We start from the raw sequence: 24615 nt of genomic DNA, 5'->3' as shown, positions 1-24615 counted from the left end.
ATTTATTTGGTTTTAGAAACTTCCTACGGCTAACTGCCCATTTCTGGAAATTACGCTGCTTTCAGTTTGTCGGCGGCACAAAAAGGGCAGTCTACGCAGGTACGCTGGTTGACGGAGGTAAAGTAAGTACACTGGCAAGTATCGCAGAGCTCCAGCATAGCGTCTCCACAACGCAGTTCAGAAGCAAGGCACCAGGCATCTGTGATATCGAACGGGGGCCATCGAGCCCCAGTCAGCCCAACTTCTTTGCGGATCGCGTGGTACATACGGTAGGCCTTGTTTAGTGCAGAGACATTGACAGTACGGGCAACATTCTCGCCACCAAGGTTCTGGTACAACTGCATCAGGATAGATGCTTGTATCTTGGCAGTGTGGTTTTGAATCAAGGTTGCCCCGCCTCTAAATACCCGAGATTTACGCTCTATCGAATAGCCATCGCCCTCCAAGTCATGGTAAAGCCTGCGCAGTTGCTTATAGGTCAAACCGGTTTCAATCATGATGATCTTGCTGATGTATCCAGCCAGCACCATGTGCCGGGCCGTGATCCAACGCCCAAGCCAACTGGTTTTAGGGGGCTGCGGTGTGTCCATGGCAACGCTACCTCTTAAATACGGTTCTAAATTGAAGGATGAGGGCTATGACCATTGCAGGGCAGGCGGCTATATAAAGCCAGTCCCCTCTTGCAACACCGTCTTTGCTTATCAACACTGAGATACAAAACATGAAGGCAGCGGCAATAAGCCAGACTACCTTTTTCTTTTGGATATAAGTCATAGTGATTTTCCTAACAGAGAATAATATTTTTCTACCATGAGAATAGAAATATGCAATGCCATTGCTTTGCTTTTTTACGGGCTCATTTTTTGATACTTTAAATAACCAAGCTCGTCATGGCCGACTATGATTTATACTGGTCTTAGTAAGGTTGATTTGAGGCTATGATGCGTATTCTAATTTTAATTTTTATAAGTTTGTTCGTTCCGTACAAAGTTGCTGGAATTGGCGGAGTTGTACTGGCATTAATTGCGCTGACGGTCCTGCTTTCAATCGTCTCAACTTTCAGAAATCGTAGTATTTCGGAGACTAATGAAAATGAATGGGAAGCGCCCATCGATACTTCTGTAACTACAGAGGAGAATAAAGTGCTTTTTGCCCGTGATACCGGCCCTGCGTTTCAGAGCTGGGCCGGTGGTCCCTTTTAATCGAGATGCAGTACCAGAGTATCCCCCTCTTGCCTTAGCAGAGGGCTGCGTTGTGGGCGATGCAGGCTGCCTTTGAGCAGATGTAAGCTAAGGCCTGTTTCTGTACTTGCGTGTCTTAGCGCCTCTGCTGAGGTTTGCAGCTTATCGCCGACTCGCTCAACATCACTTGCCAGCCAAGTCCCTTGTCCATCCAGTATCATCACCTTCAATTGGTTAACTGCCTGCTGGTAGGTCAGAGGCATCTCGGGTACTTCGGCAACCCCAGCCAGTTCTTCCCAAAGCTGTTCTAATTCGTCTGTCAGCAGCCGTTCTTTGAGCTTTAATTGCAGCAGTTGCTGGTTCACAAGCTGTTCCCCTCTTTTACCGCAAGGTAACGTGCTACCGGTGACAGGTAGCCACCGGCTTGTTCTCGGCCGGCACTGGCGGCAGCCTCAATCATATCTGCCGCTTTATTACCCAGTGCTTGGTCACCTAGTTCGTTCTGAAGCTCGGTGCGATATCTTGCTTCTTGCCCATCACTGGCTCCCATGATGGATGAGGCAAACAATTTGGCTCCGGCGTCAGAGTGCAAACCATGCTCGTGCATGGCCGTTTGCGCAGCGATATCACGAAACTCATTGCCGTACTGCTGAACAAAAGCTTGTGCTTGTCCGGCACCGGCTTCACTCGCACTGGCCAAGGCAGATGCAAAGAACATCCCTTTTTCCCTAATAGACATACCTTTAGCTGCCTCAGACAAGTCCGCTTCCCCAGTTAGCCATTCCTTGGCGGCGTAATAGCCAGCGACGCCTGTCCCCATGATGTCGCGACCTAAGTTGGCGGCCCCAGTTGCCATAAAGCCTGGCACGCCGTACTGCTGTTTGATGTAGTCATCTCCTTGGTGAGTATCAGCAATGAGTTTGTCGCGTTGCTCTGGGGTCATCTTGGCCAACGTGCTCATAGAGTGTGCAAAGTCATTGGAAAAGCTGTCCATTGCCGCACCGGCGCCACCAACAATTTGGTCGAAGAATCGACCGGCTCCCTCAGCGGTAGCAAAGACGTTGGCGGCGACAGAAGGCGTTACATTGGAATTCATTATTTGGGCGCGAAGTGCATCTAGACGCTCGCCCTGCAAAGACTGCTGGTAGCCTGCATGAGCGCGTTTAACTCCTTCAATATTTTGGGCGTGTTGCTGATGCACGGCTTGTGTTCCTGCCACTTGGCCAGTGGACTGACGTCGCTGCTGTGCTGTCATTTCTTCCGGAGCTTTGAGGTCGGCTGTCGGGGGAGTGATACCTGGGGCTTGGTTAAACAGTATTTGGTTTTCGTTGAAGCGACCTGGTGCTTGAGTGATGGCGCCGCCGGTGGCAGCACTGATCGACTCAGCGGCCAGGGCTTGCTCAGCCCCTTTGCTTGAGTTGAGCAGTGCATAAATTTGACCTCCAGCAAGGGCCCGTGCGGGATCCATTCCTAATGCTTGGTAATAAAGCGCCTTGTCATTGGCGAGCTGGCGAGTTTCTGGTGTAGCTAGGCGCATACCGCTTTGCAGCATATGCTGGGCAGTGGAACTGCTCATCACAGAACCTGCCAAAGCGCGTATATCCATTTGGCTGGAAGTGCCAATAGAGCTTTGGGCTGCTGCCAAGCGCTGATATGTGTCTTGGGCGCTGAGTGCTTGAGTAGCGGACTGTGATAGTTGCTTGCGCTGCTCCTCACCCAAAGAGTGAGTGAAACGTTGACCCGATTCGGTATTGGTTTGTCGCGCCAGATCCTGAGTCAAAGACGCCGAATCGTCTTGTGAGAAGCCAAGGTTCTTACTCAGTCTGTCCAGATCGTTAGTGAGCTGCTGGCGTTGGTCAACAGCCCGTGATTCGCCAGAACCTGATACGTCGCCTTGGATTTTTATTGGCGCATCTTTTCCTGTTGCCCCGGACAACGATGCTAGGCGGCCTATGGGTCCTCCCAGTGCTGCTGCCAGCTTACCTGCATCAACCGAGCCCGATGCTCGCATGGCGATAGCCCCGGCAATAGCATCGGTATGGCTTTCAGCCAAACCATGCTCCCGAGCGTAGTCCTGGGCTTGTCCATAAATTGCCTTTGCTTGGCTTGAGTCCGACGCTCTTAAGGTTTGCCCCAAGCCTTGCAACCGGCTGAAGCTTTGGTCTGCTGATGCACCGGAGAAAATGGAGTTTGAAAGCTGTTCTGAGAAACCTTTGGTTGCTTGTGCTGTGGCGGCATGGCTGCTGCTTACCGCTGAGCTGAGTGTTTGACCAACATTGACCTTGTCCAGCAAGGAGTCGGCTCCTGACTCCAGTGACCCTCCGGCTCTTGATTGTTGGAACTGAGGTTGTTGTTCCACAACAGGCCCACGGTGGAGCAAATCGGGAGACATGATCTTTTCGTCTATGTGGTCGCCGCCACTAACACGCTGAGCCAGTGAGTTCATTGCAATGGCTGAGCCTGAAACCAGCATCAAGGCAATGGCTGGTGTTGATGCTGCCATCATCCCGCCAATAGAGATCCAGCGTTCCAGTTCAGCGCTGGCATAGGCGATACCTTCAAACGAGGTCAGATCCCCGGTGTACAGGTAGTTGTTCAGGGCGTCTTGCCCCTGGGTGTAGATGTACAAGTTGATGATCGACATGACTGGCATCCAAAGCTGTATCCAAATCAGCATCTGGAAATACTTACCTACCAATACAATGCCTTTAGAGCCTGTAACCATGATGAAAGCAGCCAGTGGAGTTATCGCATAGACCAGCCCTTCAATCAGGGTCATCAAAGGCCTGATGGACTTCATCCATAAACTCTGTTCGGCACTCCACTGGGTATTACGTTGCCTCTCAGCTTGAGCCATCATCACCTGCGCATAGGGGTCATGGGCATCGCTGTAGTATTGGGAAAATCCGCGTGAAACGATGGGCTGTAAGATGTGAGCTTTAATGTAGTCCGCAGTGGCCACACTCTGTGCGTGTAGGTTATCCAAGGCGTCGGAAGTGGCGTTTACGGCATCTGTTTTCCCCAGAATGTAACCCAGGGTTTGTTGGGATAGCCCCGCTGAGTAGGCCGAATTAATGGCCTGAGCTAGCTGGACCCAACCTGCCGTACAGGTTGGATAGGTGGAGCCGGAGGGGGAAAGAAACAGCTCAGTGCCAAATACCGCAGACTCAAAGCGCAGGGCTTGCTGCCAGTTTTCTGTGTTGATTTGGTCTTCTGTTGCTTCACCTCGGGCAAACTTTACGGCAGTACAATCAGAGATGTAATTGAGCAGGCTTTTTTTCACATCGACTTTGCTGCCTCCAAGAGCATTGTTCCAAGCCACCCACAAACCCGAGCGCATCTGGGTATCGCGAAGCTTTACCAGTAAGTCCAGGCTATCGAGGAACTTATGTTCGGTTATCCCTGGTGCAATTGGGCTATATGCCACCTCGAACAACTTGGTAATGCCATAACCCACTTCAGAGATAAGCGAACCAACTGCTGCCGGGCCAATTGGGACATTAGCCACCACTCGCACTTCACCATCATAGGCATCCTCGATGGTGACGGTCGTACTGGCACCAAATGCCAGCCCATAAATAAGCCACGCGACAAAGACCTGGTGTAAGTCCCAGGACTTAGCCCCTTGAAAAAGTGATTGGAAAGAAACGATCAGAGCGCCAAGCAAAAGCCCGATACCGATCATTTTTTCGAAGTCCCCGGTGCCTGTCACCATAGCCACAGCGACGAGGATCTGTTCGAGGAAACCGGCATCCCCGATAGAGTGAATTGTGAACATAGCCTGCTCTCCTGTTTTCTAAGACCAGGCTATTGGTTTCATCCTCACTATTTCGCCTCTGTAACTGCCCATTTTCGGCATCGTGCTTAATTAGGGTAACTTTGTCCCGTCAGAACATATTTTCTTTTTAATCATGTGGTTATTGCATTTCGTGAAGCCTGTGGCACCCTTGCTTCATTGCAAAAGGAGAACCGCATGAAAAAGAAACTTGCCTTGACGCTATGCGCTGCTGGATTTACCTCCGGCTGTGCCACAACACCCGAAACACCGTCATACGATGCGAGCCACAGCCGTGCCTATAACTTGGCTAAGGCAGGAGGGCTTTATGGCGCCAAAGATTATGCTGTTCCCGCATCGCAGCGGAGCAGCGCACTGGCGAAAGGCTGGAGTGTTTCTGGCGATGCAGTGCTCTTCAACGCTCGGCAAGGGATAGGGCTTGACTGGGGAAAGTCTCTTGGGCTGGGGCTTCTTACAACGGCATTTAGCCCTAAGGGCGTAATGGAGCGCGACAGCGTCTTCGCCTGGATGCCTGCCACTCAGGCCAGCGATAGCCATCATGCTTGGGAGCTGATGTCGGCAACATTGCTCACCGGCATTGAACAGACTTTGCAACACGCTGGTGTTAAGTATGTTGTTGATAACAAAAACCGACATCAGGATCTGCCATTGATGGCTGAATACATTTTGTCTTCTGTTCGCATTGTTGCGCCACAAAAAGGCTGTCCAGATTGGGAAGCCTCTGGGCACAGCTATGAGAAATCCTGCTCTATCAGCACCCTTGTCTATGCACCCAGTGAGCAACCTAGGGCAATCCCTGATTTTGTAATGGCTCAGCAACAGGGCTATGCCTTTCTCGCCGGTGATGATGTTGAATACTCCCGTATCAAAGTCACCATTCCCGAAGGGGCGAGACTGGATAAGAACAGCTTACTGGCCAGTATTAGCAAGGAACTTCCAGCGTGGGCGGCAATCTTTGTGGCCTCACAGCGCCAGGCTAAAGGGCAATACAGTGCGCCAGTTGTGCTGGAGCAGGGCAGGGCTGAGCTCTTTATCACCCCAGAGTAAAAGAGCTGCCTTTGACTGAAAACTTTCACATGTGAAAGTTTTTTGGCGATGACCAATAGGCCAGTTGTGATAGGACTGATGATTAGAGAGAGTTCTAACGCATTGACTGGAAATTAATTTTAGAGAGCCCTTACATGTCACGGTTTTGATACTGTGACATGTAACGGCTGCATCAGTCTTTATGGTTTTTGCACTTTTGAGATTTGTTATAGAGGTACAAACTTCCAAAAGTGACCACAGTAAAAAATGCGAGCAAACTCAGCATGGCAATTGTAAATGCATCCATGATATTCATCCTCTGTGCAAACGTTCTATAATCAGATTTTAACTAAACTAACGAGGTATTCCAGTGACAAGAACACTCGAGCAGATTCTGGAGCAGGAGAAACCCGAAGTTGTGGCCGAGGCCAAACGAAAGGCATCGGAAATTCTCGCCACTTTGGAGCAACAATCTACAAAAGAACGGAAGCGTGAAGACAATCCCGTAAACGCCTCACCTCAGAAATAACAAAGGGCCAGACAAGCTGGCCCTTTGATTATTCCGGTCAAACTAAAGAAGCTACTACAAAAAGTATCGTAAAACGTTCTAAAGCACCCGTTTAACTTATGCCCGCAAAGGCAAAAAGTCATTCTTATCTACACCTTTAAAAGGTGAAAAAGCCTTCATTCTCAAGGCATGGCAATGATTGGTAAAATTCTTCACAAGCCATTTCCTTATGGTTTTCGCTAAACTTCCTATTATTCAGGTAAGCATGAAATGAGTTAATATAGAACTCTCGCTTAAGCTTACAAATCAAAAGTTTAACATCTTCCTTAAAGAGGATTGTTGGCTTCTGGGTCATCAAATCGTTCCACTCAATGTCAACTTTGCATAGTACGTCATCTATCAGAGATTTAACTTCATCGATAGCGCTCCATGCGTCCTTTTCATCAGCAGCACGATGCGCTGCGATAGGAAGAAGAACGCCTTGAATGGTCTCTTCAGTTGACCAAGCTCCATCTGATAAAAAGTACTCTCTATTTTCAAAGTTAAGGTGTAAGTGATATGTCATATTTAAATCCTCCTTTGAAAGGTTTTTCAATATTACCAATCTAAGTTGCTCTGCAAAGACGCTGGGTCTGCCCATTTTGGACAATCCCAGCGTTCTGGTAGAGTTTTTACCGAGGCGCGTATCCCAATTCAGCAAGACTCTTCTGCAATGCAGATAAAGCCTCTCTCATCAGATACGCATCGTCGTCATCCGCCGCATTGATCCGAACTTCGTTCCAGCCGATACGTTTAACGAGTTGAACCAAAGCCCAGGCATGGCGATCAGATAACGCAGCGGTGATTGTGATGGTGTCTTCCATTTTTCCTCCTTCAACAACAGGAGGGAAAACCCTCAGGGCTTCCCCTGAGGGTTTTCTGATTAATGGACTAAAAATGGTTCATCGCTATCACTTTCAGCAATCGTCAAATCGATAGTGAACGTAATTTCGACACGGTCCACGGTCAGGTTGAATTCGCGAGCGTGTTCAACCAGATTATTTCGAAATACGGTTTCCGCCTCGTCATGAGATAATGCCTCCACCGTTTCAGCCACCAACTCGCCTTCTTTACCAGTGTAATTAACCTCGCGGTAATACACACGACCACACACGTCGAATTGATGGACCTCGGATTTGGTTTTTCTCGGCATTTTCATTCTCCAATAGATAAAACGCCGGGATACTGCCCAACCGGGCAAAACACCCGGCAGGGTTGGTTAAGGTTAGGATTCAGAGCTCTGGCATGCGTTGTTTCGTGAATGACTCACAAACACTGTGGCCGTAAAGCACTGCATTGCCCTGGGGATACTGCTCTAAAAATCTTTGAGCAGCTCTTAGTGCAGCCCTGTAACCAGCCTCGGTTGGCTGGTATTGTCGGACGTTCTTCTTAGGATTTGTCAGGATAAGCCGGTACATAGACTTTCCTTAGATCCTTGCTGGCAACAACTTCTTATGGGAAGCCATGGCAACTTGCTTAGAAGCCAATTTCCCTTCGAGGGGGACGCATCCGACTGCTTCGAATACACTAGATTGATGACCACTTGAAGTGGCTTTCAACCATTCCCCACTCAATGAGTTGTCCGCATTAACCAGTGGACTGACGACCCGTACGGGCCGCATTTTTCTCATATTGCGATACGCTGCCAGTGAAGCTTGCTTGAGTAGCCATACAGTTGCAGCAGCACCTAAAGCAATGACGCCAACAGTCACGCACATGATCAAAATGAACGTAGAAAAGTACATACACACCTCCAATTTACTTGGCATTGAAGGGGTACACCGCGTAACCGGTGAACCCCGGCTACGGGATGGATAGTCTGCTGTTTGTTTTTGGCGACCAGCTATCGCACATCTCAGCCACAGGCTGAAGATGGAGCTACTTTAGCGGATAGAGCTAGGCAGTGTAGGCGCTGTAATTGCCCTTTTGGGAAATAATTAAGATATTTTTAAGGCGACTTGATCAAACTAGAGAAAAGACTTTTCATTTCCTCATCATCAAAAATATCTTTTTCGTTCTTGCTATAACCCTTTCCGTTGCTAAATGAAGTTCTTTCGTAATATTCATCTTCAAGATCTGCTATTTTCTTAAAAATAACATCTCTTGAGTATTCAATGTCTCGTTTAGTTGATTTTGCTATATTAGTTAAATAGTCTAAATGCTCTAGTAGTTCATCTTCAGAATCCAGGCTATTTATGGCACTCCATGTTTCTTCTAACTCGTAATCAACAACGCTATCTAAATCACATTTAACATTGGGTAATTCTTTTTCTAATCCAAAGTTGTATATGCTTTCAATCATTGATGCTAGTTCATCAATTGCTAAACCGCTATTGAGCACCCTTATTAAATATTTTTCGACAGCAATTAGAAGGTCGTTTTTATATTCAACTGTATAGGACTCGTTATCTCTTATAAGACAATATAGTTCGGGTATTGACTGTCCATCTGACCAGTATATTTCTAATTTATCTGAATTCATCGCTTTTATGGCTATATCTACATAACTGTAGTCGTGTGATTTATCCCACCAGTCAAGGAGAAGCCTCACGCGTTCAATTATGCTTAAATCGTTATAACTCATTGAAATGTAGTTATTGTTTTTAGTTATTTTTAATGTCGGAACTGTTAGCATTTTTTGAGATATCATTTGATATTTTAATGCATGTGCATTTAGTAATTCATTTCTTGATTTGCAAACTTCTTTAACATGATCCCAAAGATTTTCAGCCCAATCGAGTCGCTCTGATACTTCAGGAAAAATTGAAAGGTATTCAATATCTACTAAGTGGTTTCTGAGGAAATCTCTGAGTGACGGGTTTACAAAGGTTACCTTAGTATCCGAAATTGATACAAAGCCTGACTCTAATATTTTTAATGAGGAGTCAAAATCATTCGGCATGGAAGACTGATTGTAATGTAAACAAACTGCACGATGAGCTTTCGAGTAGATAAGTCTTAGCTCTTCAATACTTGCTCCCCAGTATTGATTGCTAAAAAATAGGCATGCTAATAAATTTTGGCACATTATAGATAACGATAAAAAAGATTTTTCCCATATAAAATTAGGATTGTTTAAAGCATTGTAGATATATTGAGGGTAATCTTCTTTGTTAACATTTTCTATTAATTCACTTGATACAGATGAAATAATCCGAGGGTTATAATTTTTATGATCAATTATTTTCTTTAGCCAATCATCATGAAGTAGATGCTCTACAAATCCTGAATTTAGTTCAGAATATGCAAGATGATTAAATAGTATCATGGCTTTTATCTTTCGTGTGTATATCCCGACGTCGAGTAAATACTTAGCTAGCTGAACCCGTCCGTTGTCGAGATTATCTGATAAGCGCCTTGCTTCTTCGAAAATGTGAGATCTTGTTGTAAGGATAAATCGAGAGTTCTTTGATTTTGCTATCCTATTGACGAATGTAATGAATGCATTATCCTTCTTGCGCAGCGCATCTTTGTCTAGATCTATTCTGCCTAGAAAGTCGTCAAAGAAAAATAGTGTCGGGTTTTCATTGTTAATTTTAGCAAACCCATCATCTAGAGACCTTATTGCATGGAATTTCCAGTCTTCATTTAAGTAATGATATGAAATCATTTTTGCCAGTGTAGTTTTACCAACACCTGGAGGTCCTGAAATGATAAGTGTTTTTTCTTTTTCTAATATTTCTATGGCATCATCGAAACTTTTATTTTTTGCATAGAGCTTTACTTCGTGAAGTATCTCATCCTTTGTTGAGTGTGTAAATTCTTCAAGTCCTGAATGTAATATTTTCTCCAACACCGCGGAGCTAGATAACCAAAGTTTAATGTGGCTTTTTTCTATGGAGGGATGACGCCGAAGTGCAGCTTCAATATCCTCTTTTCCCCATATATCACCATAGCTGGACATTGTGGATTCGAATATTTCAAGAAGCTCTTTGCGTTTCATTGGTGTTAGAGAATTTGAGCAAAAGAAAATATATCTGCTAGGCTTAATCTTTAATACTTTTACCATTTCTTTAATGGCAGAACGCTTTAGCTGAGAAAAAGTCGAGTTGAAATAATGCTTGCATTGAAGAATAATATTGTCAGAACCTACAGAATAGCGTCCATCAATTCCGCCATCAGCTCCTGGACCGAAGGCTTCAAATCTTACGCCCAACTCAGCCTGAGCAATGTCTCGGCATAAGTCTTCGAAGTCAGCTGGTGATAAATTGCTTAGTCCGCTCATCTATAAGCCTAGTGCCTGTTGATTAAGAGCATTAACTGCCATCGAAATCTTCTCTGCTGTATTTCGGAGGCTCGCCTGCCCGTTCAAGGAGTAACCATAGTAGCCGGAATGCATAGAAATGGTCACGCAGTGTGGTCGGGCTAAGATGCTGGTGCCTGGCGTAGTAGCGGTGAATATGAGCTCGCCCTACTTGTTCTGGTGATTTGACCCCTCTTTCATGGGCAGCAATATCCTCAAGGGCGGCGATCAGACGCTTGACCATGGCTCGTCTGGCTGTCTTACCGCCGTGCCTCACATAAACATGCGCTCTTTCTTTAACCCACTTTTCCATTGTTCACCCCAAATAGGCATTAGTTACGTCGATCCTCCCGTGACCAAGCTCCCTGGCAATTTCAGCTCTGATTTCCTTGTCGAGCATCCTGGCTTGAGCGACAGAGACCTTAAGTGTTTTGGCAAGATACTGGTGATGAGCATGGCCATGCCTAAGCCCTGCTTTTACGGGACTGTCAGCGCCAAGTAGCTGCCGGTAACGAGTCTGTGCATAGTGGTGCCTCTCCCCGTGGAAATTAACGGGATGGCAGCCAATCTCTCGGTAAGCCGCCTGACGAAACTCTCGGTAAGATTGGTCATTGGGGATCATGCTGCGGCCATCCTGGATAGAGGCTGCGTGGCGAAGTGTCGCAAGCTGCGCCGCACTGGTCATGGGAATGGTACGTGCTCGGCCGCCTTTGGTGCCGTCTTTCACCGTGAAGGAGCCGATTTTCGTTGCTTCTTTCAGGGCTTTTGCCGCATCAAATTTGGCCGATTCTTCAAAGCGCAACCCAAAGTTGCGTTGTAAGGCCAGCAAGGTTCTCAAACGGCTTGAAACTGTTGCCATTGCTTCATTGTGGGCCACCTCTGAGACACTTCTGTCTTGTGAAGCAATACCAGAGCGTTTGGGGAGGCCGCCTTCGGCAACGGGATTTACCCGTACTTGCCTGTCTCCTCGTGCTATTTCCATTACCCGGTTCACAGCACTCAGATAGTTCTGAGCTGTAGACGAGGCGACTTCACCTCGCTCGAACCGATCATTTAAGTGAGCGGCATAGGCGACTAGGTGTGCTTTCTCGATATCACGCATGTCTTTGATACCGTGTTCGAGCTTGAGCCAGGTAGCGAATACCTGCCACCTATCGTGCATAGTGGCAATGGATTGGAAGCTCCTCACCGCCTCTTTGAGAGCGTTGAGGCCAGCTTTACCCAAGTCTCGGCTTTTCAGGCCAAAGTTTTTGGCATTGGGGTTGGCTCTTGCTGAACGCATGGTGTTGCCCTGGTTGTTCTACAGAGTTGATGAAAGCTGGCCTGTTCGTCATCGGTGGTAAGTGATACGCAGTTTTTGATTAGCTCTGCATGCTAAGGCCAACACTGGGACTCTCGCCCAGGCAAAGGGCAGGTAAACCGTTGCCCACGGTCATCTTTACGAACGGTACTGCTATGGAGCGAACAACTCATTCCACTGGCTGGTCTGTTCCGACGGAACAAACTGCCAGCAGATCCGGCTGGTACAGTTGTGTCATTCTCTGGAAGGGAAGCGCGTAGCGCGCTAACCGCCGAAGGCGGTATTTATTCGCGCATTTTCGTGCGCGGGGCGAAAGCCTTGAGCCCTTGAGGCACAAGGCTTTCGTCGGGGGGTCCTCCCCCGTCTCTGTTTTCGCCGTTGGCGACAGAGACGGGGGAGGGCACCGAGTCACCGAAAGGTTCGGTACTCGTTTGGCAGGTGAGGGAGGCCCTCGTGTGTTTGGCTGCTCAGTATCGAGCGCCAGGGCCGTGACAAGGCATTCAGCTGTGTCGCGGAACAGTAGCCTGGTGGCTTGGGCAGCGCACAAGCACAGGCAGCAGCAGAATGCTGCAAGCACAATGATGATGAACATCAGATTTTCCTCCGGGAAGGTCATGTTTTGACGGAGGAGTGCCCCTAGGGGACATCCCCCCTGAGGGTTACGAAGTGAAGGCAAGAGCCTTGTTATTGAGAAATGCTGTTTTAGGCCAGCTACCGTTGACAATCTATATATTAATCAATCATCTAAGCTCGTCAAGGCCATTGAGAAGTCGCTTTTTGGTGGCTTTTCAGTACCTTTTAAACTCTGATAGGAGCATCTACATATCAAGAAGTCGCTTTTTGGTTGGTTTCCGATGCTGACACAGTGACTCTCAGCTCAATTTTTGAAGTAAAGCATCAAAACGCCACCTTTGGATGCTGTTTAGATGTTTAACCGGACCCATCTAGAAATGGCGATGCGTAGCCAAAATACTCAGTTTGAGGAGTTCGTGCTGTATCCCATCTTCTATGATAATCAGCAGGCCTATCTCGCTCTTTTGCGTATGTAAGAATGAGCCGACGCTTGGCACGGGATACACCAACAAAGAAAGCACACCGATTAGCATCTTGATCCCCAAAGAATATTTCGTTCTCAACGGCCATAATTATCGTTGAGTCAAACTCCAATCCTTTACTCTTGTGGATAGTCAGAATACGTACAGCCTGATCATCAGAAAAACGAGTCAAGGCTTGAGGTAAATCGGGGGTAAGTTCAAGCAATTCTTCAATGTGGGCTTTGGTCTTTCTCACAACTTCACGAAGTCTGGCAAATGACTCATAGTCAGGAGATAGAGCAACAAGAGTTTCCTTTCCTAATGTTTTAAGAAAAGTACGTACCGATTCCCACCATCCTGAAAACGGACCGTCCAACAGCTCGGCTATGGTAATGATTTTTCGCTGTTCTCTGAATAAGCGTTGAAGATTTTGTCTGGCGGTAGACTGCAGCTCTTCATCGTCAAACGGAGTCAGTTGGTTCATTAGCCGAATCCAGGCCTTGGGCTCCCGTTGTCCATAGAGGCAGGACAAATAGTCAACAATGAGCCTTGCTGCAGGTTCGACAGTAATATCCTGCATGTCCTGCTCGTTCCGGTACGGTATTCCCCTAGCTTCCAATGCCGCCATCAAGTGATTGGCATAAAGATCTAGTTGCTTGGACACTAATATGGCGATTTCGGATAACGGAACTTGTTCGTTTCTTATCCACACGACTATCAAATCGGCCAAGTGCTCAGCTTCTTTCTGGGCACTCTCGAATTGCCACGCGAAGACTTCTCCCTCCTCACCAGCAAGTTGGTGTTCTGGCATAACAGATGCCGGATCAAGTGCGCGAATTATCTCATTTTGCATTCGAAGCAAGCGTGGTTTTGAACGAAAGTTTCGGTACATGTTTAATGGCACTGCTGAGAAATCCCTAGCGAACGTTTGGAATATTCCGTCTAAAGCACCTGCCCATCCCATGATTTTCTGCTTGGTATCACCGACAGCAGTAAGACGAATACTAGTGCCTTGGAAGGCTACCTTAACTAGTTCATATTGCTGATCCGTGCAGTCCTGGAATTCATCCAAGAAAACATCGCTGTAAGTTTGGCGTATGGCATTTCTTGCGACAGTAGAGGCCTTGAGAATTTGAATTGCTAGCGGCACAAGATCATGAAATGTAATTTGCCTTCTTGTGACTTTTCTTTCGCCAATCGAATAATCCATATCCAGAGCATCATTACCAGTAAGCACTACTCGGAAGCGATCAATAATACGCTTTGCAAACGCATGAAATGTGTAGCTATCAAAACGGGAAGCCAATTCTTGTCCACAGCGTCGCTGGATTCGCTCCTTCAAGTTTTTGCTGGCATCAACTTTGAAAGAAATAGCGAGTATTCTCTTCGGATAACGGCAGGTTCCGGTTCGGAGGAGGAAGTCAGCTCGCTGTGCAAGCATTTCCGTCTTGCCCGCTCCCGGCCCCGCAGTCAGTGCAAGACAGCGCGCTTGTTCCTTCGCAGCCAGCAGAGCATTGGGTTCAAGTGTTAGCCCATCCGAAGGCAACCATGCATCTACAGCAATCACTCGGGCAGCTCCGCAAGCTTGGCAATCACAGCATCTGCTAGTCGTGCAAGTGATTCAGGCATATTCGCCAGTAAATCCTCGTCGCTCAGTTGAGCCAGAGCGTCTATATGCGCAGCGGGCTTGCTGCCCAGCTTAAAAAGCTTGTGATAGGAAGCAAACAGCTTCAACTCGTTTTCGCTATATTGCGATGAGTCATGATGGCTTTTCCCTAAAACCGATTTTAGTGTTGCTTCATCCGGAGCTTCCTCTTGAACATTGTAGGCGCGAGGATGGCTGAGGATCATTGAGAAGTCCAAGTCCATTGGATAGGAAAAAAATATTCCTCGCTGCTCTAACGCCTGTATATGACCAGGATAAATACGCACTTTATAATCATCGGAGTTCCATGGAGGTATTCCGTGGTCTTTAGGAAGACTATTCTCGGGTCGAAAAGCTGTTATTTGGTCATTTACATACTTAAACCGTCCCCATCCACCTTGATACCTGGCCAAATCCAAGTCAAGAAGTGTTAGATAGGGAATCTGTAATGCCGTGAGTAAGCGCCAAAAATGGTTAACGTGCCTTCCTCCCAGAGGAGCAATCGTCACCGCTGATTCATCGATTGGAGCACCTTTCGCCTGGAAAAGGCGCGGTAGTACAATTTCTTCGCTATCCCCTTCACCCAATACAACCAAACGTGAGAAGTAAATCTCAGGAAATGCCTGAACAGCCTCGCGTACAAACTTGTGCGCTTCATCGGCTTTAGCGGGTAATTGGATTTTCGTAATTATTGATTGCCGGGTTTTGGTAAGTCGAAGATATCGAATATGTTCCGGATCGACACGTCGCAACATTGACGGAGCATGCGTAGCAATTAGGGCCTGAGCATCTTGGTTCCTCGTCATTGAGTTAAGAGCGCTAACAATTCTCCCCAAATAGTGAGGTGAGAGGCTGTTCTCTGGTTCCTCAAGGGCTATTAAAGTAAAGACTGGCGGACGTAACTTTTCTGGGTCAAAAGAGTCGTCCTCACCGGCAAGGACAGCACGGCCAATAGCTTGAGATGAGAGAACCAACGATAGATAGAGCATCGACTTCTGACCGTCACTGAGTCGAGAAAAATCGACAAGATTTTCATCATGTCCAGGCGAGAATGATACGGACAAATGACGAAGCAACGCCTCGATCTCAGATGCCACAAAAGTAATCTTGGGATCTGTAAAATAGCTACCTTTATGAAGGGTGCTCCATGTTTTCTTCAGGTGGGCACTAAAAGCATTGACCGATGGATTAGCAGCCAAACTCTCGCTAATCTGGTCGGTGAACCCTTTGACCTCTTCTCGTTCATTTTCCCAGTTCACGGCACGTAGCAATCGGCCAAGCAGCGCGCTCGTTCCGTATGCAATGTGGTCAGTCGGATCTCTCCTTGCGGGCAGATAATGGACCTGTATGTGATTTCGTTCAGACCTGGGAACAGCTTGAGGATTTAAAGGAACGCCGTCTGGACCAGCTTCAAGCACATACACAAAAGTCTCATCAATATCGCCATCAATGCCCATCGTGGCACTTAGGCGGTATCGTACCCTAGGAATCCCGTCTGGATCGTCAAGGCGCATGTGGCTGAAATGGGGAGCAACTGTCGAGCTATCTTTTCCATCCTTCAACTCTGGGAATACAAAGTCAGCCTCAATCCATAGCTGCCGTTCTTCGGGGACTACCTCTTCATTATGTGGGACATGGAAGTCTGAGCGCTTCACACGACGCAATGATGGGTCATATGCAAATAATCGACATAAAGCTTGAAGTGCAGCGGTCTTTCCGGAGCCGTTGGGACCAATTAGATAAGTAATATTTTCTGGCGTTAGTTCTGTTGGCTCTGGTCCGAAACTTTGAAAATTGAACAACCTAACAGTTTGAAGATTCATCCATGCTTTTCCTTAATCTGCCAGCTTTAGTCGGCACTCCCTAAATATTTTTCACTACTCTGCAGTTGTGAAACTTTAGCAAATTTCTCATGCACTCGACTCGGATACAACTGGGTATAGATCTGCCACAAGATGTTGAGGTCTCTATGCCCGGTCACTTGAGCCACTTCATCCAGTGAAAACCCTGCCTCGAAAAGCCTACTTGCACCTTCTCTGCGTAGGTCATGGTAGCGTAGATCTTGAATGCCCAGCTTATTACGTACCCTTTGGAATCCTGCAGTAACGCTCCTTGACTCGAAGGGGAATACCCGTTCATCGGTCCGTGGTTGGCGTTGCAGTATGGTCCAGGCATCGCCGAGCAGTGGCACCTGCATGTGATTGCCTTGTTTCTTACGTGGGTCTTTGCGATCGCGCACCAGTACGGATTTGGTTTGCTCGCTGACATCTTCCCAACAAATGCTGCATACCTCGCCAATACGCATACAGCTCAAGATAGAGAACTGGAGGATGTCGCGAAAAGGGATCTTGGATTGACGCTTACCTTCGCGCTCTGCAAGCGCTTCTTCTAAACGTGCTAGCTCGTCGCCTACTGGACGACGGGTGCGGCGCTCCGATTTACCGATAAGCCCGGCATAGCGCAGGTGGTTTTGTGCCTGCTTAACAACCTGGTTGGAGACGTCAATTTTGAAGTGGGGCCAAGCAGCGGCCATGACAGAGCTTAAATAGCTGACGTCATGCGCAACGGTTTGAGGAGATGCTCCGGCGGCCACCCTGTCTTCGCAGTGACGAACAAGATCAGACTCCACCAACTTGTCTGCTTGGATGCGGCCAATATCGCAGTCCATCAGCAGCTTTAATACGTATTCCTTAGTCCTACCGGTCCTCGCCATCAGAGTAGGGCTGCTCAGGTACTTAGTGATGAGCTCGCCAATAGAAGGTATGGCCATGCTTTGGCCCGGAATACCGTCTCGTTCGATGCTGGCCTGCATTTGGATGCCCCAGGCTTGCGCATCGCTCTTCCTGCCAAAGGTGCGGGATTCGCGGTACACTACCTGGCTACCTTGGTGGGCCCTGACAGTGCAGCGGTAACGGAACTCGCCTTTGCTGTTTTTGCGCTTTTCGATAGTGAAGCCTGCCATGACACCTCCTTAGTACCTGCCCCATATCTTAGGGGGCAGATATGGGGCAGTCCATACCCAAAAATTGCTTGAAAACGGTTAAGAATGGCTAGAGAACAGATCACTGAAAAACAAGGTGAAACCCGGCAAGAACAAGCTTTTCCAAGCCTTGAGCGGTCCCGGCTATTCTCCGTGGCGCCGATGCTGGATTGGACAGATCGCCACTACCGGGTCTTTGCCCGGCAGTTGAGCCGTCATGCCCTGCTGTATACCGAGATGGTGACCACCGGCGCCATTATCCATGGCAAGGGCGACTACCTGGCGTTTAGCGAAGCGGAACATCCAGTGGCGTTGCAGCTGGGGGGCTCCAACCCGGCGGACTTGGCTCACTGCGCCAAGCTGGCCGAGGAGCGGGGCTATGACGAGGTGAACCTCAACGTCGGTTGCCCGTCTGACCGGGTGCAAAACGGCCGCTTCGGTGCCTGTTTGATGGCCGAGCCCCAATTGGTGGCCGACTGCGTGAAGGCAATGAAAGATGCCGTGTCCATTCCGGTGACGGTAAAAAGCCGTATCGGTATCGACGATATGGACAGCTACCCATTCCTGGTGGATTTTGTGTCCACCATCAGCGAAGCCGGCTGCGATACCTTTATCGTCCATGCCCGCAAGGCTTGGCTGAGTGGCCTTAGCCCCAAAGAGAACCGCGAGATCCCGCCGCTGGACTATCCCCGGGTCTACCAGCTGAAAAAAGACTTCCCGCAACTGCATATCGGCATCAACGGTGGCATCAAGACCCTGGACGAGATGAAGGGCCATCTTGAGCACATCGATTCGGTGATGGTGGGGCGCGAGGCTTACCAAAACCCCTATCTGCTGGCCGAAGTGGACGCTGCCCTTTATGGCATGGATACCGCCATGCCCAGCCGCCGCGCCGTGGTGGAGGCCATGTTCCCCTACATTGAGGCCGAGCTCGCCGCCGGTGCCCGCCTTAACCACATTAGCCGCCATATGCTGGGGCTCTTTAACGGCCAGACCGGTGGCCGCCGCTGGCGCCGGTATTTGTCTGAGAACGCGCATAAACCGGGCGCCGGCCTTGAGGTGATGGAAGAAGCCCTGGCTCTGACCGAGTACCGCCCTGAATGAGTGGTGAATTTCGCCAATAGTGTTGGCGTATTTGGTCACCACTGTCCCCAAATGAGGCTGCCCTAAAGGCGGCCTTATTTTTTATGTCTTTAAAAATCATACAGATAAAAAATTATCTCAGGTTGGCACGGCCCTTGTAATAACCCCTGTGTACTTGATAACCCACACATGGAGTTGGCCATGAAAAGCCTGAAAATCGCAGTATTGGCCGGTGTTGTTATGTTGTCTGCACCTGCTTTCGCCCAAGACGATCTCACCACCACCTTGACCAATATGGTGGTTGAGCAAAGCACTAAAGCCTTGGATCAAATCCAGTCTCAGTTGAGCGATGAGCTCAGCAAGAAATTTGATGAAGCCATGGCTGCCATGATGCCGCAAAGCGCCCCTGAGGACGCCAGCGACGCCAAGGCCCAAAGCCCTGCCAAGGAAGGTCAGTGATGCTGAGTCTGGGTGTGTTGTTGTTGTGCTGGATGGTGCCGCCCGCCGTGGTGTTGCTGGGCGGCGCCGTAGTCACCCTGATCGGAGGTAAGCATGCGTGAACGTTGGTACAAAGACACTTCAAACAAGCTGTTGTTCGGTGTCTGTGCAGGGCTTGCCCCTATTATCGGCCTGGACAAGGCCTGGGTAAGGCTGGCGGCGGTTGTTGCATTGCTGCTCTCGCCCCTGACCACCGCCATTCTTTATGGGGTCGCTGTCTGGTTGTTGCCGGCTAAACCGCATCTGGAGGGACAATGGGAAAGAAAACCCTGATACTTCTGGCGCTTGTGGCCGCCTGGCTTTACTTCACCTTTGGCGGCCACTGGCACCACAGCCTGATTGCCTTTTCCGGCAGTGACTGGCAAGTCAGCAACCCCCTGGGCGCGGTATTGGCGCTGGGCATTGGGCTGCTGGTGGCCTTCCTGGCCATAGGCGGCACCCTGATTGGCGTGGTGGCTGTGTTGCTGCTGGTAGCAGGTAGCCTTTTTTGTGGCCTGGCCTTTGTTTCCATCCCGCTGTGGGTGCCCATCCTGGTGATTTGGCTGTTGGTAAGGCCAGGCCGGCGCGTTAACGCCGGGTAAAGAAGGCTTTTATCGCGGCCTTACATTCATCGCCCTTGAGCAGGCGAACAAATTGCTCGGCTTCATCAAAGATGGCCTTCTCAGCCTTGGCCTGATTGGGCTGACGGATAAGCGCCTTGGTGGCCATCATCGCCCCGGAAGGCAACTGGGCAACCTGCTTGGCCATGGCCGTGGCTGTCTCGCACACTTGGCCATCCACCACTTGATTAATCAAGCCGTGCGCCAGGGCTTCATCAGCCTTGAAGGGTTTACCGGTCAGCAGCCATTCGTTGGCCTTGGCCTGGCCAACCCGGTCGGCCAGCAGCACCGAGGAACCGGCTTCGGCGCACAATCCCAGTGCCACAAAGGGCAACTGAAAACGGGCTGCCTTGTCGGCCAGTACCAGGTCGCAGTGGAGCAGCACCGTGGTGCCAATGCCCACCGCCGGGCCGGCTACCGCCGCCATCAGCGGCTTTTTAAAGCGCACCAGGGTGGTGAGGAAGCGCAAAATGGGGCTGTCCGGGCCCAGTTCCTTTAAGGTCAGAAAATCTTCGAGATCGTTACCGGCGCAGAACACGTCGTTGTTGCCGACCAAGAGCACCACTTTGACAGCCGGGTCGGTGTCGGCTTGGCTTAAGGCGGCGGTGAGGCTGTCGTACATGGCCTGAGTCAGCGCGTTTTTCTTGTCGAGGCGGTTCAGGGTTACCGTCATGACGCCATCGGCAACGGCGCTTTGGACGAAATCGGTCATGGTGATTTCCTATATCTGATTTGGCATGAGTACGTTAGACTGGTACAACCAGTAAAACAAGGAGCTAGCGTGAAATACGCCCTGTTGCTGTTGTTATTACTGAGTGGGCCGCTCCAGGCCAAGGTGCTGGACGTTAAAGACCCCTGGGTACGGTTGGTGCCGCCGGGGGGCAACAGCGCCGGTTATATGGAGCTGACCAACAAAGGCTCGCAAACCGTGGTACTAACCGGGGTGCGCAGCCGCGATGTCAAAGACATCAGCATCCATAAAACCCTGGCCCAACAGGGCAGGGTGAGCATGTATCATGTGCCCAGCCTCAGCCTGAACCCCAGCCAACGCCTGACGCTGGCCCCCGGCGGCCTGCACCTGATGCTGATGGACATTGTAAAACCCCTCAAAGAGGGCCAGCCGCTCAGGCTGGAATTGATTTTTGCCGATGGCCAGACCCAGGAGATTGAAGCCTGGCCACGTTATTCTCGATAAAGGAGTTGTTATGGCGCGAGGAAAAGTCGTTACCTGGAGCCTGCTCGGAGTGATTTTTGCCGGCTACCTGCTGGGAGTGTATTGGTCGGTAGAGCCAGACCGTTTTGACGTTAAAGCGGTTACCCAAAAAGCCGAGCAAGAAGATAACTTGCCCGACGTGACCGGCACCACCATCACCACTACCGTCATCACCATCGCCCAAACCCTGCTGGATAAGCCCGGCGGCTTTTTATCCAACGACGTCACCCCGCCCTCGGTGTTTTTGGACAACATGCCGGCCTGGGAGTTTGGCAACCTCGAACTGCTGCGCGACACCACCCTGGTGATGCGTAACGAGCTTTCTCGCTCCCAGTCCCAATCCCGAGAAGACCCGGATCTCAAAGAAGCTCAGCCGCTTTTTAACGTGGACCGCCGCTCCTGGGTGATGCCTCGCGCCGAGAGCGAGTACCAGCGCGGCATCAACCACCTCAAAGCCTACCGTGCCCGCCTGAGCAAAACCGGGCCGGATAAAGCCGAGTTCTACGCCCGCGCCGACAACCTGCGCGAGCTGCTGCGCCTGGTGGATAAACGCCTGGGCAGCTACAGCCAGCGCCTGGCCGCCTCGGTGGGCCGCGAGAGCCTGGACGTGCCGGAAGACAAAGAAACCGCCGCCGATAAAGTCGCCACCTCCTGGTGGCAGCTCGATGACGTGTTCTACGAAGCCCGCGGCTACAGCTGGGGCCTGCTGCACATCCTCAAGGCTGCCGAAGTGGACTTTGGCCCCATTCTTGAGAACAAACACGCCTTGGTGAGCCTGCGCCAGGTGATCCGCGAGCTGGAAGCCACCCAGCAAACGGTGTGGAGCCCCATCATTCTTAACGGCTCTGGCTTTGGCCTGCTGGCCAACCACTCGCTGGTGATGGCCAACTACATCAGCCGTGCCAACGGCGCTGTGGTGGATTTGGAAAACCTGCTGGACCGCGGATAAAGGATAAAAAGAGGAACAAGGGCTGCCTGGGTGCAGCCCTTTTTGTTTTCCTGTTATTTATGCCGCCCAAGCCGCCGAAAGGGCGGCTTTTTCATGCCAAGGCCCTGGCCTTTTCCTGTTTCTGTGGAGTCCTCATCATGAAATCCTCCGTTGCTCTTGCTTGCCTGGCTCTGGCGGCCGCGCTGCCGGCCCGCGCCGATATCATTGGTGTCTATGCCGGCGGCGGCTACTGGCACAACCATCTCTCCGGCGATCTGCTCTCAACCGACACCTCGGCCAATAACGAACTGGGCCTCGATAACGCCAATTTGGGCCAGTGGTACATCAACATCGAACACCCGCTGCCGCTGCTACCAAACCTGCGAGTCGCGTACAGCGACATCAGCGCCCAAGGGCAGGGCACCCTCGATAGCGGCATTGTTTTTGATGACAAAACCTTCTCTGGCCAAGTGTCGTCCGACTTTGCGGTGAAGATGACCGACGCCACCTTTTACTACCAGCTGTGGGATACCGGCGGTGACCTGGATCTGGGCATCACCGCCCGTAAACTGGACGGCGAGGTGCGGCTACAAAGTGCCAGCCAGCAGGGCAGTGCCCGCCTTAATGACTGGGTGCCCATGCTTTACGGCAAAGCCCGGGTCGATTTGCCGCTCACCGGCCTTTATGCCGGGGTGCAGGGCAATGGCCTTGCCTACAGCGGCAACCGATTGCTCGATTACAGCGCCTTTGTGGGTTACGACTTCGATATTCCGGGGCCGGTGGACGTGGGGGTGGAGCTTGGTTATCGCCGCCTGGAGCTGAAACTGGCCGACATCGGTGATTTTGAGTCAGACCTTCGCCTTTCTGGGCCTTTTGCTAACCTCACCATGCACTTTTAAGTAACATGACGCTCCTTGTCAGGCCCGCGTAAGCGGGCCTTTTTACACGCAACATTAATGCGTTAGTGGTTTTAGGCCGCTGATACTGTCGGTGTGTTACTGGCCACGCTAACCTTTAAGCCAATGTTGACATGGAGTTATATCAAATGAGAAAGCTGCTGCTTACCCTTGCGATCACCGGTGGCGCCGTGCTGCCGGCCTATGCCGACAATGTGGGGATCTACGCCGGTGTTGGCCGTTGGAGCAACGATTTTTCCGGCGATTTGCTGTCCGAAAGCGTGCAAATCGATGACGAGATGGGCCTTAAAAGCGCCGATCTCACCCAGTGGTATATCAACTTCGAACACCCCATCCCGGTGCTGCCCAACCTGCGTATCGCCTACAGCGATATCTCCGAAAGCGGCCAGGGCCAGCTGAACGAGAACGTTGAATTTGACGACACCCTCTACCCAGCCGGTAGCGAAATTAACAGCGACCTGCAAATCAAGATGACCGACGTCACCCTCTATTACGAGCTGTGGGACACCGGCGGCGATTTCGACATCGGCCTGACCGGCCGTAAGCTCGACGGCCACCTCAAAATAGCCAACCCCCTGGTGGGCAGCGCCGAAGAGCCGGTCGATGAATGGGTGCCGATGCTCTATCTCAACGCCCGGGTCGACCTGCCGCTCACCGGCCTTTATGTGGGTGCCCAGGGTAACGGCGTGGTTTACAGCGGCAACCGCCTGCTCGATTACAGCGCCTTTGTCGGCTACGACTTCGACATCACCGGCCCCGTGGATGTGGGCGTGCAACTGGGCTACCGGGCGCTCGACCTCAAGCTCAATGACATTGGCGACTTTGACGCCGACATCAAGCTCGACGGCGCCTTTGCCTCGGTGACCATGCACTTCTAAGTGCGGCAAATATAAAAAAGCCTGCGTAAGCAGGCTTTTTTATTAGCTGAACTGGCTCGCTGTCCACAGCGCCAGACCCACAAAGACCCCCAGCTTTTCATCGTCGAAGTAGCCCGGGCTAAAGGCCTCGGCGTCGAGGATGCCGATGGTATTGCCGGCTTCGTCATACAGCGGGATACAAAGCTCTGCCTGCACTTTCGGGTCGCAGGTGTAGTACTCGCCGCCGTCCTTGAGATAAGCCGCCACGTCTTGAATCAGCCGGCCGCGGCCGCTCAGGCCCACGGTGGCGTTGTTGGAGATGGTGGCAAACTCGGGGGTGAGCGGAAATTCGGCCCGGGAAGGGGCGCCGCGGTAGGCGGCTTTAACCAATACCCGCTCGCCAGCGGCATTCACCTTGGCCGGATACAGCCCCAGCCAATCCACCTGGCTTTGGGTGGTGATATGGGCAACTGCGGCGTTCAGGCGCGCCAGCAGAGCGTCGTTGGCGCTGTTTTGGCCACCGAGGATGGGGCGAAGGTCGTAGGGTTCGTCGGCCAGTTGGCCAAACAGCGAGCAGGCGCCACCTTCACCCAGCTCTGGCACCTTGAATACGTAGTGGGCCAAGGGGCTTTCTGGGGCCAGGGGCGCCAGGGCGTCTAGGGCGTTGGCAGTAGCATCGGCAATAGCCAGGCCCTTGGCTGAGAGCTCAAGGCCAGACAGTTCGGCATAACGGGCTGCGTTCATGGCGCCCTCCCTAAGTAAATGATG

26 protein-coding genes are annotated in these 24615 nt (G+C 50.6%); 11 read left to right on the top strand and 15 right to left on the bottom strand.

Annotated features, from left to right (window positions below):
* Positions 1–50: 50 nt before the first annotated feature.
* Positions 51–590, bottom strand: coding sequence for a FlhC family transcriptional regulator (locus AC22G1_RS16395; RefSeq protein WP_487314316.1), 540 nt, complete (start codon positions 588–590; stop codon positions 51–53).
* A 351-nt stretch (positions 591–941) separates the two neighbouring features.
* On the opposite strand from AC22G1_RS16395, the gene AC22G1_RS16390 reads away from it, so the two are divergent.
* Positions 942–1202: a hypothetical protein gene (locus tag AC22G1_RS16390; RefSeq protein WP_487314315.1), complete on the top strand. Its 261-nt coding sequence runs from the start codon at positions 942–944 to the stop codon at positions 1200–1202.
* Here the strand turns inward: AC22G1_RS16390 and AC22G1_RS16385 are convergent.
* A complete protein-coding gene (locus tag AC22G1_RS16385) occupies positions 1199–1546 on the bottom strand; it encodes a hypothetical protein (RefSeq protein WP_464949245.1) in 348 nt (115 codons plus the stop codon). The genes AC22G1_RS16390 and AC22G1_RS16385 overlap by 4 nt on opposite strands.
* Entirely contained in the window at positions 1543–4959 is a 3417-nt protein-coding gene (locus AC22G1_RS16380; RefSeq protein WP_487314314.1) for a conjugal transfer protein TraG N-terminal domain-containing protein, read from the bottom strand. Before AC22G1_RS16380 ends, AC22G1_RS16385 begins: the two co-directional genes overlap by 4 nt.
* A 195-nt stretch (positions 4960–5154) precedes the next feature.
* Here AC22G1_RS16380 and AC22G1_RS16375 point away from each other — a divergent pair, with 195 nt between their 5' ends.
* Both AC22G1_RS16375 and AC22G1_RS16370 read left to right on the top strand, forming a co-directional pair.
* The gene (locus tag AC22G1_RS16375; protein WP_487314313.1) at positions 5155–6024 is read left to right on the top strand and encodes a hypothetical protein; all 870 of its coding nucleotides are present in this window, start codon (positions 5155–5157) and stop codon (positions 6022–6024) included.
* 349 nt (positions 6025–6373) lie between these two features.
* Positions 6374–6532: a hypothetical protein gene (locus AC22G1_RS16370; RefSeq protein WP_487314312.1), complete on the top strand. Its 159-nt coding sequence runs from the start codon at positions 6374–6376 to the stop codon at positions 6530–6532.
* Positions 6533–6668: 136 nt separating this feature from the next.
* Here AC22G1_RS16370 and AC22G1_RS16365 read toward each other — a convergent pair whose 3' ends face one another.
* The 10 genes from AC22G1_RS16365 to AC22G1_RS16320 all read right to left on the bottom strand — a co-directional run bounded on the left by AC22G1_RS16365 (position 6669) and on the right by AC22G1_RS16320 (position 17734).
* Positions 6669–7151 carry a hypothetical protein gene (locus tag AC22G1_RS16365; protein WP_487314311.1) on the bottom strand — a complete coding sequence of 161 codons (483 nt, stop codon included), beginning with the start codon at positions 7149–7151 and terminating at the stop codon, positions 6669–6671.
* Positions 7152–7182: 31 nt separating this feature from the next.
* On the bottom strand, positions 7183–7374 hold the full coding sequence (locus tag AC22G1_RS16360) for a DUF7706 family protein (RefSeq protein ID WP_487314310.1): 192 nt from the start codon (positions 7372–7374) through the stop codon (positions 7183–7185).
* Positions 7375–7433: 59 nt separating this feature from the next.
* A complete protein-coding gene (locus AC22G1_RS16355; RefSeq protein WP_487314309.1) occupies positions 7434–7703 on the bottom strand; it encodes a hypothetical protein in 270 nt (89 codons plus the stop codon).
* Between the two features lie 274 nt (positions 7704–7977).
* Positions 7978–8295, bottom strand: a complete 318-nt coding sequence (locus AC22G1_RS16350; protein ID WP_487314308.1) for a hypothetical protein — start codon at positions 8293–8295, stop codon at positions 7978–7980.
* 203 nt (positions 8296–8498) lie between these two features.
* Positions 8499–10775: an nSTAND3 domain-containing NTPase gene (locus AC22G1_RS16345; RefSeq protein WP_487314307.1), complete on the bottom strand. Its 2277-nt coding sequence runs from the start codon at positions 10773–10775 to the stop codon at positions 8499–8501.
* A 31-nt stretch (positions 10776–10806) separates the two neighbouring features.
* Positions 10807–11106, bottom strand: a complete 300-nt coding sequence (locus AC22G1_RS16340; RefSeq protein ID WP_487314306.1) for a hypothetical protein — start codon at positions 11104–11106, stop codon at positions 10807–10809.
* 3 nt (positions 11107–11109) lie between these two features.
* Positions 11110–12075: an integrase domain-containing protein gene (locus tag AC22G1_RS16335; RefSeq protein WP_487314305.1), complete on the bottom strand. Its 966-nt coding sequence runs from the start codon at positions 12073–12075 to the stop codon at positions 11110–11112.
* Positions 12076–13023: 948 nt separating this feature from the next.
* Complete coding sequence (locus AC22G1_RS16330; RefSeq protein WP_487314304.1) at positions 13024–14694, bottom strand: UvrD-helicase domain-containing protein; 1671 nt, start codon at positions 14692–14694, stop codon at positions 13024–13026.
* Positions 14691–16595 (bottom strand): ATP-dependent nuclease, encoded by a 1905-nt coding sequence (locus AC22G1_RS16325; protein ID WP_487314303.1) that lies wholly within the window; start codon positions 16593–16595, stop codon positions 14691–14693. Before AC22G1_RS16325 ends, AC22G1_RS16330 begins: the two co-directional genes overlap by 4 nt.
* 26 nt (positions 16596–16621) lie before the next feature.
* Complete coding sequence (locus tag AC22G1_RS16320) at positions 16622–17734, bottom strand: site-specific integrase (protein ID WP_487314302.1); 1113 nt, start codon at positions 17732–17734, stop codon at positions 16622–16624.
* A gap of 180 nt (positions 17735–17914) precedes the next feature.
* Here AC22G1_RS16320 and dusA point away from each other — a divergent pair, with 180 nt between their 5' ends.
* The 4 genes from dusA to AC22G1_RS16300 all read left to right on the top strand — a co-directional run bounded on the left by dusA (position 17915) and on the right by AC22G1_RS16300 (position 19914).
* The gene (gene dusA, locus AC22G1_RS16315; RefSeq protein ID WP_487316742.1) at positions 17915–18856 is read left to right on the top strand and encodes a tRNA dihydrouridine(20/20a) synthase DusA; all 942 of its coding nucleotides are present in this window, start codon (positions 17915–17917) and stop codon (positions 18854–18856) included.
* A gap of 180 nt (positions 18857–19036) precedes the next feature.
* Positions 19037–19294 carry a hypothetical protein gene (locus tag AC22G1_RS16310; RefSeq protein ID WP_487314301.1) on the top strand — a complete coding sequence of 86 codons (258 nt, stop codon included), beginning with the start codon at positions 19037–19039 and terminating at the stop codon, positions 19292–19294.
* A 93-nt stretch (positions 19295–19387) separates the two neighbouring features.
* Positions 19388–19606, top strand: a complete 219-nt coding sequence (locus AC22G1_RS16305) for a PspC domain-containing protein (protein WP_050657820.1) — start codon at positions 19388–19390, stop codon at positions 19604–19606.
* The gene (locus AC22G1_RS16300; protein ID WP_487314300.1) at positions 19588–19914 is read left to right on the top strand and encodes a hypothetical protein; all 327 of its coding nucleotides are present in this window, start codon (positions 19588–19590) and stop codon (positions 19912–19914) included. The genes AC22G1_RS16305 and AC22G1_RS16300 overlap by 19 nt, the downstream gene beginning before the upstream one ends.
* Here the strand turns inward: AC22G1_RS16300 and AC22G1_RS16295 are convergent.
* A complete protein-coding gene (locus AC22G1_RS16295; protein ID WP_487314299.1) occupies positions 19901–20644 on the bottom strand; it encodes an enoyl-CoA hydratase-related protein in 744 nt (247 codons plus the stop codon). The two genes, AC22G1_RS16300 and AC22G1_RS16295, sit on opposite strands and share 14 nt — an antisense overlap.
* A gap of 69 nt (positions 20645–20713) precedes the next feature.
* On the opposite strand from AC22G1_RS16295, the gene AC22G1_RS16290 reads away from it, so the two are divergent.
* The 4 genes from AC22G1_RS16290 to AC22G1_RS16275 all read left to right on the top strand — a co-directional run bounded on the left by AC22G1_RS16290 (position 20714) and on the right by AC22G1_RS16275 (position 23868).
* On the top strand, positions 20714–21127 hold the full coding sequence (locus AC22G1_RS16290; protein WP_487314298.1) for a copper chaperone PCu(A)C: 414 nt from the start codon (positions 20714–20716) through the stop codon (positions 21125–21127).
* 10 nt (positions 21128–21137) lie between these two features.
* A complete protein-coding gene (locus AC22G1_RS16285; RefSeq protein WP_417354595.1) occupies positions 21138–22094 on the top strand; it encodes a DUF2333 family protein in 957 nt (318 codons plus the stop codon).
* A gap of 137 nt (positions 22095–22231) precedes the next feature.
* Positions 22232–22972 carry a TIGR04219 family outer membrane beta-barrel protein gene (locus AC22G1_RS16280; protein WP_487314297.1) on the top strand — a complete coding sequence of 247 codons (741 nt, stop codon included), beginning with the start codon at positions 22232–22234 and terminating at the stop codon, positions 22970–22972.
* A 146-nt stretch (positions 22973–23118) separates the two neighbouring features.
* Positions 23119–23868: a TIGR04219 family outer membrane beta-barrel protein gene (locus AC22G1_RS16275; RefSeq protein WP_487314296.1), complete on the top strand. Its 750-nt coding sequence runs from the start codon at positions 23119–23121 to the stop codon at positions 23866–23868.
* Between the two features lie 42 nt (positions 23869–23910).
* Here AC22G1_RS16275 and AC22G1_RS16270 read toward each other — a convergent pair whose 3' ends face one another.
* Entirely contained in the window at positions 23911–24591 is a 681-nt protein-coding gene (locus AC22G1_RS16270) for a GAF domain-containing protein (RefSeq protein ID WP_487314295.1), read from the bottom strand.
* Positions 24592–24615 lie beyond the last annotated feature (24 nt).

The organism is Gallaecimonas zhanjiangensis (genome assembly GCF_057624825.1).
The sequence above is the reverse complement of the archived record's forward strand: the minus strand, read 5'-3'. Positions and strand labels throughout refer to the sequence as shown.

Coding starts and splice junctions, on each gene's coding strand:
- AC22G1_RS16395 (WP_487314316.1), bottom strand. CDS start 590: ATGGACACACCGCAGCCCCCTAAAACCAGTTGGCTTGGGCGTTGGATC.
- AC22G1_RS16390 (WP_487314315.1), top strand. CDS start 942: ATGCGTATTCTAATTTTAATTTTTATAAGTTTGTTCGTTCCGTACAAA.
- AC22G1_RS16380 (WP_487314314.1), bottom strand. CDS start 4,959: ATGTTCACAATTCACTCTATCGGGGATGCCGGTTTCCTCGAACAGATC.
- AC22G1_RS16375 (WP_487314313.1), top strand. CDS start 5,155: ATGAAAAAGAAACTTGCCTTGACGCTATGCGCTGCTGGATTTACCTCC.
- AC22G1_RS16365 (WP_487314311.1), bottom strand. CDS start 7,151: ATGGGCAGACCCAGCGTCTTTGCAGAGCAACTTAGATTGGTAATATTG.
- AC22G1_RS16360 (WP_487314310.1), bottom strand. CDS start 7,374: ATGGAAGACACCATCACAATCACCGCTGCGTTATCTGATCGCCATGCC.
- AC22G1_RS16355 (WP_487314309.1), bottom strand. CDS start 7,703: ATGCCGAGAAAAACCAAATCCGAGGTCCATCAATTCGACGTGTGTGGT.
- AC22G1_RS16350 (WP_487314308.1), bottom strand. CDS start 8,295: ATGTACTTTTCTACGTTCATTTTGATCATGTGCGTGACTGTTGGCGTC.
- AC22G1_RS16345 (WP_487314307.1), bottom strand. CDS start 10,775: ATGAGCGGACTAAGCAATTTATCACCAGCTGACTTCGAAGACTTATGC.
- AC22G1_RS16340 (WP_487314306.1), bottom strand. CDS start 11,106: ATGGAAAAGTGGGTTAAAGAAAGAGCGCATGTTTATGTGAGGCACGGC.
- AC22G1_RS16335 (WP_487314305.1), bottom strand. CDS start 12,075: ATGCGTTCAGCAAGAGCCAACCCCAATGCCAAAAACTTTGGCCTGAAA.
- AC22G1_RS16325 (WP_487314303.1), bottom strand. CDS start 16,595: ATGAATCTTCAAACTGTTAGGTTGTTCAATTTTCAAAGTTTCGGACCA.
- AC22G1_RS16320 (WP_487314302.1), bottom strand. CDS start 17,734: ATGGCAGGCTTCACTATCGAAAAGCGCAAAAACAGCAAAGGCGAGTTC.
- dusA (WP_487316742.1), top strand. CDS start 17,915: ATGCTGGATTGGACAGATCGCCACTACCGGGTCTTTGCCCGGCAGTTG.
- AC22G1_RS16310 (WP_487314301.1), top strand. CDS start 19,037: ATGAAAAGCCTGAAAATCGCAGTATTGGCCGGTGTTGTTATGTTGTCT.
- AC22G1_RS16305 (WP_050657820.1), top strand. CDS start 19,388: ATGCGTGAACGTTGGTACAAAGACACTTCAAACAAGCTGTTGTTCGGT.
- AC22G1_RS16300 (WP_487314300.1), top strand. CDS start 19,588: ATGGGAAAGAAAACCCTGATACTTCTGGCGCTTGTGGCCGCCTGGCTT.
- AC22G1_RS16295 (WP_487314299.1), bottom strand. CDS start 20,644: ATGACCGATTTCGTCCAAAGCGCCGTTGCCGATGGCGTCATGACGGTA.
- AC22G1_RS16285 (WP_417354595.1), top strand. CDS start 21,138: ATGGCGCGAGGAAAAGTCGTTACCTGGAGCCTGCTCGGAGTGATTTTT.
- AC22G1_RS16280 (WP_487314297.1), top strand. CDS start 22,232: ATGAAATCCTCCGTTGCTCTTGCTTGCCTGGCTCTGGCGGCCGCGCTG.
- AC22G1_RS16275 (WP_487314296.1), top strand. CDS start 23,119: ATGAGAAAGCTGCTGCTTACCCTTGCGATCACCGGTGGCGCCGTGCTG.
- AC22G1_RS16270 (WP_487314295.1), bottom strand. CDS start 24,591: ATGAACGCAGCCCGTTATGCCGAACTGTCTGGCCTTGAGCTCTCAGCC.